The organism is Brevibacillus sp. NRRL NRS-603 (assembly GCF_003013445.1).
GTDB classification, from domain to species: domain Bacteria; phylum Bacillota; class Bacilli; order Brevibacillales; family Brevibacillaceae; genus Brevibacillus; species Brevibacillus formosus.
Genome location: NZ_PXZN01000098.1, coordinates 1 through 7147 on the forward strand (window position 1 = coordinate 1; position 7147 = coordinate 7147).

Sequence of the window (7147 nt, forward strand, 5' to 3'; positions counted from 1 at the left end):
GTTGCGCGAGGCGATTGAACTAGCAGCCGTAGAAGGTGGATTGCACTATACCATCACGGAAGATACGAATAGTGACCCGCGTTACTGTGCCGACTGGATAAAGGCAATCATGCATGAGGAGAGCAGCAAGCTCGGTGCCTCTGTGCGCGAGCTGATGAGCGGACCTTTCCATGACGCCTTGGCGCTCTCCTACGTTTGTGATTACGGGATGATTTTTGTCCGCTGCAAAGACGGTATCAGTCATAATCCGCAAGAATATGCAGCCTATGAAGACATTGCACTGGGCACAGAGCTGCTCTACAAAACCGTGTTGCGGATGAGTACCAATCAATAATAGCGAGAGTCGCCCGTCTAAGCGGATAGGCGACTTTTTTCATACAGCCCATGACGAGACTTTACAGAGTGTTTTTGATATATTTTATTCTGAGAGGTTCTTATCACGTCTGAGGAAGGAAGAATGGCATGAAAATGCGTGTTTCCGCTGTGCAGTACCATCTGCATACCATACATAGCTTTGAAGACTTCGCCAATCAAGTTGAGCACTACGTGAAAAACGCACAAGAGTACGACACAGAATTTCTCCTTTTCCCGGAGCTGTTTACGACTCAACTCATGTCAATCGGAGACGAGCAGGGCAATGCGCTGCCGATTACGGCATTGCCATCGTTCACGGACCGATATGTCGAGCTGTTTCGTTCCCTCGCTGCCAAATATGAGATGTATTTGATTGGCGGAACGCACATCATCGAAGAAAACGGCAAGCTTTACAATACGGCTTTTCTGTTTTACCCAGATGGACGTGTAGGCCAGCAGAAAAAAATTCATATCACGCCATGGGAAGTAAAAGGCTGGAACATGGGGGCTGGCGACTCTCTGCAAATCTTTGAGACCGACAAAGGGAAGGTCGCGATGATTATTTGCTACGACATTGAGTTCCCTGAGTGGGTGCGCATCGCCAAAGCACGGGGCGCAGACGTCATTTTCTGCCCATCCTGCACGGATGATCGCCATGCATTCCATCGCGTACGTTATACAAGTCATGCACGGACAATTGAAAACCAAGTGTATGTCGTGCTGACTGGTACTGTAGGCTCGCTGCCGACAGTTGATTTCATGCGAGCGAACTTTGGACAAGCGGCGATCTTGACGCCAAACGATGTTCCGTTCCCTCCGCGGGGCATTCTTGCTGAAGGGGAAATCAACCACGACATGATGGTAACCGCTGACCTGGATATTCAATTGCTATACGACGTGCGGGAAAAAGGCTCTGTCACAACCTGGCGCGACCGCCGCACCGATTTGTATACAGACTGGAAGTAAGCATTCCATCGTGACTCTGGACAGCAGGAGGATGCATATGTACAGAAAAGAGCTGTATGTATTTGAAGGGAACAAGCCACGCAAAGCTGTTATTCGCAACTACAATCACGCTGACTTCTTCGAATTGATCCAAATACAGGCGGAGAGCTTTCCCCCGCCATTCCCATCCGAGCTATGGTGGAACCAGGAGCAGCTGACGAACCATATTACGCTGTTCCCGGAAGGTGCCATTTGTGTGGAAGTGGATGGTGTTTTGGCAGGTTCGATGACAGGGTTGCTCGTGAAGTTTGATCCGGCTCACCCCGAGCATAAGTGGGAGGATGTCACGGATAGCGGTTATATCCGTAACCATGATCCGCAAGGGGACACGCTGTACATCGTAGATATTTGCATCCGCCCGAGCTTCCGCAAGCTGGGATTGGGGCAACAGATGATGCAAGCGATGTATGAGCTGGTGGTACAAAAAGGACTGCGCAGATTGCTTGGCGGAGGTCGCATGCCGGGATATGGACATTTTGCAGACCAATGGACACCTGAGCAGTATTTGGAGCGTGTTCTGACAGGGGCAGTAAGAGACCCGGTGATTACATTTCTCATGCGCTGCGGTCGTACGCCAGTTCAGGTCGTGGCGAATTATTTGGAAGATGAGGAATCTCGCAACTACGCGACACTCATGGAATGGAAAAATCCATTTCAGCAGCATCTTCAGGGAGTTTATCCGACATAATTGATCGAGAGGGGATTTGACTGATGGAATTCGTACGTATTCAACATATCGACAATCCGCTGTTTGCGAAGATGCACCGTTTGATGCAAGAGGTTTTCCCGCCTGAGGAGGTATTGGCGTACGATCTGTGGAAAGAACCACTTGAGGATCCAGGCATTCGCGTATTTGTAGCTGTACACGAAGGAGAAGTTGTGGGCGCTACCGAATACCGTTATTACACGGACATGAACGTAGCCATGACAGACTTCACGATTATTGGTCGAGAAGGACTCGGAGTGGGACGATTCCTCGCCAGAGAGCGTCAAAAGAACCTGCTCGCTCTGGCTGCTGAAAACGGCAAGGAGCTGTACGGGATGTTTGCGGAAATCTACGACCCATACCGTGTGGAAGAACACAGCTTTGGTGGAATCAAGCCCATGGACCCATTTGTGCGCCGTGAAGTGCTCTCTCATCTGGGCTACAAACGTACGAACTTTACGTATGTGCATCCGTCCTGGCAAAATGACGGCGAAGCGGTATCCGGACTCGATCTGGGCTTCATGCCGACAAACGAAGAGCAAACGACGCTCGAAGCGGATCTGATCGTCACCTTCTTGAAGCGCTATTACGCTGTGCTTCCACAAAAGCCGCAAGCATGGCTCGACATGGTGAAAGACTTGGAAAGCAAAGAATCTGTAGAGCTGCTTCCGATCTAATCGAAAGACAACAAGACCAACTCTCCTGTGGAGCTATGTTCACGAGCTCCATGGGAGTTTTTCGTAGAGTGCAAGTCAGATTATTGCGAAAAAACGATTTGTCTGACGAGATTTTGTCATCGATGTAGAGAGCTATATCGGAAGCAGTACAAGCAAGGAAATTGCGCATGCAAAAAAAACAAGGGAAGCCGGTTCATTACTACTCCATGAGTGGGATCACTGATAAGTAATTGCCGCATTTTTTCCATAACGAGAAAAAACAGAGGTGAAACAGGTGAAAGCTCAAAACCTAGCATCGATCTTCCTTTACATAGCCGTCATCTTTCACTTGCTGGGCATGAGTGGCTGGACTTCCGCAAAGCTGGCACAACCGATCGAGCTCGCCATCCTCGCGCTGATGCTTCTGTCCATTTTCACCTTACGGAAAAAGAAACGAAAAAAGCGTCGGGCAAGAAGGCCAGCACCAGAAGTAGCAGTCATGCTTGAGCATGCTGAGGAAGGAGAGTCGGGCAAATGATCCATGACATCCACATGCAGGCGATTCTGGACGCTTCCCATGACGGCATCATCGCGGTCGATCGGGATTCCATGATTATCGGAGTCAATAAAAACGCGATGGAAATACTCGGTTTGCCAAGCAATATCGTTGGACAAAAAATTACCCGTTATATCCCCAATTCAGATATGTTGAGAATCTTGGCAACGGGAAAAAAGGAGATTGGGGACATTGCGACGATCCTGAATCGACAAATTATCATTAACCGTTTGCCGATTGTCGTGGAGGGTGAAATCGTGGGTGCGGTTTCCACTTTTAAAGAGATCACCGACATTCAAAAAATGGAGCTGCGCATTCGCAAGCAGAGCATGGAGAGCGGCTTGGAAGCCAAATTCCGCCTGGAGGATATCGTGGGAGAGTCTTTTGCGATCCGGGAAGCGAAGGATTGGGCGGAAACATTTGCAAGGACAGATGCGACAGTTCTCATACAGGGGGAGACTGGGACTGGCAAGGAGTTGTTTGCCCAAGGGATTCATTTGAGCAGCCAGCGTGCAACCGGTCCGTTCATCCCGGTTAACTGTGCAGCTCTCCCTGGGAATTTATTGGAGAGCGAGTTGTTTGGATACGAGGAGGGCGCTTTTACAGGCGCGCGAAAAGGTGGAANNACGACTGGTAGAGGAAAAGCAGTTTCGCTCAGACCTGTACTTCCGATTGAATGTGTTGACGCTAGAGTTGCCTGCTTTGCGGGAGAGAATTGAAGATATTCCGCTATTGGTGATATCGATCATTGAAGAAATCAAGGAACGGGAAAATAAAAGGCATTTGAAAGTAGAAGAGGCCGTTTTCCACGTTCTCAAACAATACGATTGGCCAGGCAATGTACGAGAGCTGCGCAACGTGGTGGAAAGAATGGTCTTGCTTTGCAAGAATGACGCGCTTGGCAAGGAGGACACGGCTTTTTTTGCCAAGAAGCTGTATCAGCGTCAATCTTCTCGAGATCAAGAAGAGGGAGAAGCAGAAGTCATCCGAAAGGTTTTGGCGGAGACAAAGGGAAACAAGGGGGAGGCGGCGAAAATTTTGGGAATGGATCGGTCCACGCTATGGAGAAAGATGAAGCGCTACGAAAGGTCGTAGAAATTGATGCAATTGCAACATCAGCGATGCATATTTGCAACAGAGTAACATCGTTACATGTATAATTTGCAGAAAATTAAAAACATATTCATGTGGCATGGTAGTTGCTTAATTATGGAGGACACAGCACATACGACTTTTACGAAGAGGCGAGGGGAGAGCATGACACTACAACCGATTATTCGTGTACAAAATGTCTCGTTTGCCTATCAGGTTAACCAAGATCAACAAATTCCTGTCCTGCAAAATGTCTCCCTAGAAGTGTTTCCAGGAGAGTATGTCGCCATCATTGGTCATAATGGGTCCGGTAAGTCAACGCTGTCTAAGCATCTCAACGGAATTTTGACTCCGAAGGAAGGCGACGTCATCGTTAACGGAATCAACACGCGTGAAAAACAACGAATCCATGAAGTGAGGAGCCGTGTCGGGATAGTTTTTCAGCATCCGGACAATCAGATTGTCGCGACGATTGTAGAGGACGATGTGGCTTTCGGATTGGAGAACATCGGGACATCGGCGGAAGAGATGAAAACACGCGTGGATTTTGCACTAGAGGCAGTAGGAATGAGTGCATTTCGCCATCGGCCTCCCCATCATTTGTCTGGCGGCCAAAAGCAGCGGATCGCCATTGCGGGGATATTGGCCATGAAGCCGCAAGTCCTTGTCATGGACGAAGCGACGAGTATGCTGGACAGCTACGGTAGACAGGATATTTTGGCAGTCGTTCGCAAGCTGCATCGCGAAGGAATGACGATCGTCACAGTGACCCATCACATGTCAGAAGTAGCGGAAGCAGATCGCGTCATCGTGATGGAGGGCGGCAGGATCGTATTGGAGGGCACTCCGCGAGAGGTATTTTCCCATCAGGAAAGACTTCGCGAGCTACATCTGGATGTTCCAGACGCGAGCCGAATTGCTCAGCTCGTCCACTCCGAATATAGCGAATTTACACCTGATCTCATCCACAATGAGGAAGTTGTTGCGGAGGTTAATCGTCTATACGTCAGACAAGCGGAGGCGAGTGGTTCATGATGCAACCGATCGTAAACGTAGAAAATCTTTCTCATGTCTATATGCAAGGAACGCCCCTCGAACATCGGGCTCTCGACCAGGTAAGCATCCAGGTGGCAGAGGGCGAATGCTTGGCGATTATCGGTCATACCGGATCGGGAAAGTCGACGTTAATCCAGCATTTTAACGGCCTGATTCGCCCACAGTCCGGTATGGTTATCATCAATGGAATGGATGTATCTTCACCGAAGATCGATATTCGTACGTTGCGCAGACAAGTAGGGCTCGTTTTTCAAAACCCGGAGGATCAACTGTTCGAAAAACTGGTCGGTGATGATGTAGCCTATGGCCCTTTTCGGATGGGGCTGCCTCTAGAGGAAGTGCGGCGACGCGTTCAGTGGGCGATGGACTTGGTCGGCCTCTCGTTTCAGGAGATGAAAGACCGTCCGACTTTTGCCTTAAGTGGCGGACAGAAGCGCAAGGTGGCATTGGCTGGCGTCCTTTCCCTGCAACCCAAGGTTCTTGTGCTTGACGAGCCAACAGCAGGGCTGGACCCGCGCTCTCGTCTTGAGCTATTGGATCGCATCCGCCGTCTCAATCGTGAAGAAAAGCTAACGGTCATTTTCGTCTCGCACAATATGGAAGAGGTCGCCAAGCTTGCTGATCGTGTCTACGTCATGGCAAACGGCCAATCAGTCTGCGAAGGGACACCTCGACAAATTTTTGGCAACCAGGAATTGCTGCGGCAGCATCATATCGGCACACCGGAATCGGTTGATATTTTATACAGGCTCCGTGAGCAGGGCTACAGCATCGATCCTAGCGCTTTTTTACCCGAAGAAACAGCGATGGAAATTTTGAAACTGTTGAACCGCTAAGGAGGGGGTCCACATGTCAGCAGAATTTGAATTGACGCGCAATATTACCATCGGGCAATATTTACCCACTGCTTCGGTTGTTCATCGTCTCGATCCTCGTTTCAAGCTTGGTGCTTTCGTTATCCTCATTCTAGCGATTGCCATCTGCGATACATACGTAGGCAACCTGTTTGCTTTAGCCATTTGTATCTGGATGTTTCAAATCTCGAAAATTCCCCTGCATTACGGCATATCCGGGATTAAGCCCGCTATCCCCTTTATCATCATTTTGGCGATCATGCAGTTGCTTTTTTACGGCGAGGTTGTCAATGGCGGAACCGTTTATTTGAAATACGGCTTCATCACGATCACGAGTGAGAGTGTACGCCTCGTCATTGTGTCTGCCATGCGCTTTGTAGAAGTGATCTTCTTATCGAGCGTCCTCACGCTCAGTACTTCTACAACGGAACTTACGCACGGAATGGAGCGACTGCTGGGGCCTCTGGAAAAAGTAAAGTTTCCGGTTCATGCGTTTGCATTGATCATCACGATTGCTGTGCGCTTTGTACCTACCTTCGCGATGGAAATGGAAAAAATGATGAAAGCACAAGCGTCCCGTGGTGCAGATTTCGGGACAGGAGAATGGTGGCGGATCATCCAGAGAACAAAAGACATGTTTCCCATCATCATTCCGCTGTTTAATGTGGCGCTCTCCAGAGCAGAAGATTTGATTTTGGCAATGGAAGCCAGATGCTACACACCCGGTGCTTCACGAACCAGATACACCCAGTACAAGGCGGTAGGCAAAGATTACGTCGCGCTGATCGCAAGCATAGTCATTTCTGCGGTCATGCTCGCCATACCTTGGTAGGGGAGACTAGCGGGAACTCGTCCGAGTAGGGCATTC

General features: G+C 49.4%; 10 protein-coding genes. All 10 read left to right on the forward strand.

The genetic code is table 11. The features are described 5' to 3' along the window. Positions 1-334, forward strand: a 334-nt coding sequence (locus tag C7R94_RS28470) for a M20/M25/M40 family metallo-hydrolase (protein WP_146142840.1), incomplete at its 5' end; no start/stop codon positions are given. A 128-nt stretch (positions 335-462) separates the two neighbouring features. Beyond that, positions 463-1320 (forward strand): carbon-nitrogen hydrolase family protein, encoded by an 858-nt coding sequence (locus tag C7R94_RS28475; protein WP_017248204.1) that lies wholly within the window; start codon positions 463-465, stop codon positions 1318-1320. A gap of 37 nt (positions 1321-1357) precedes the next feature. Continuing rightward, a complete protein-coding gene (locus C7R94_RS28480; RefSeq protein WP_106785906.1) occupies positions 1358-2047 on the forward strand; it encodes a GNAT family N-acetyltransferase in 690 nt (229 codons plus the stop codon). A gap of 23 nt (positions 2048-2070) precedes the next feature. Continuing rightward, complete coding sequence (locus C7R94_RS28485) at positions 2071-2742, forward strand: GNAT family acetyltransferase (protein ID WP_106785907.1); 672 nt, start codon at positions 2071-2073, stop codon at positions 2740-2742. 274 nt (positions 2743-3016) lie between these two features. Then, complete coding sequence (locus C7R94_RS28490; RefSeq protein WP_106785908.1) at positions 3017-3259, forward strand: hypothetical protein; 243 nt, start codon at positions 3017-3019, stop codon at positions 3257-3259. Between the two features lie 71 nt (positions 3260-3330). Next, the gene (locus tag C7R94_RS28495; protein WP_483296253.1) at positions 3331-3996 is read left to right on the forward strand and encodes a sigma 54-interacting transcriptional regulator; all 666 of its coding nucleotides are present in this window, start codon (positions 3331-3333) and stop codon (positions 3994-3996) included. Further along, positions 3980-4372 carry an AAA-type ATPase lid domain-containing protein gene (locus C7R94_RS30770; RefSeq protein ID WP_233220695.1) on the forward strand — a complete coding sequence of 131 codons (393 nt, stop codon included), beginning with the start codon at positions 3980-3982 and terminating at the stop codon, positions 4370-4372. The genes C7R94_RS28495 and C7R94_RS30770 overlap by 17 nt, the downstream gene beginning before the upstream one ends. Positions 4373-4534: 162 nt before the next feature. Continuing rightward, the gene (locus tag C7R94_RS28500) at positions 4535-5404 is read left to right on the forward strand and encodes an energy-coupling factor transporter ATPase (protein WP_106785909.1); all 870 of its coding nucleotides are present in this window, start codon (positions 4535-4537) and stop codon (positions 5402-5404) included. Further along, complete coding sequence (locus tag C7R94_RS28505; RefSeq protein WP_106785910.1) at positions 5401-6261, forward strand: energy-coupling factor transporter ATPase; 861 nt, start codon at positions 5401-5403, stop codon at positions 6259-6261. Before C7R94_RS28500 ends, C7R94_RS28505 begins: the two co-directional genes overlap by 4 nt. 13 nt (positions 6262-6274) lie before the next feature. Next, a complete protein-coding gene (locus C7R94_RS28510; protein ID WP_047069079.1) occupies positions 6275-7111 on the forward strand; it encodes an energy-coupling factor transporter transmembrane component T family protein in 837 nt (278 codons plus the stop codon). The last annotated feature ends 36 nt before the right edge of the window (positions 7112-7147 follow it).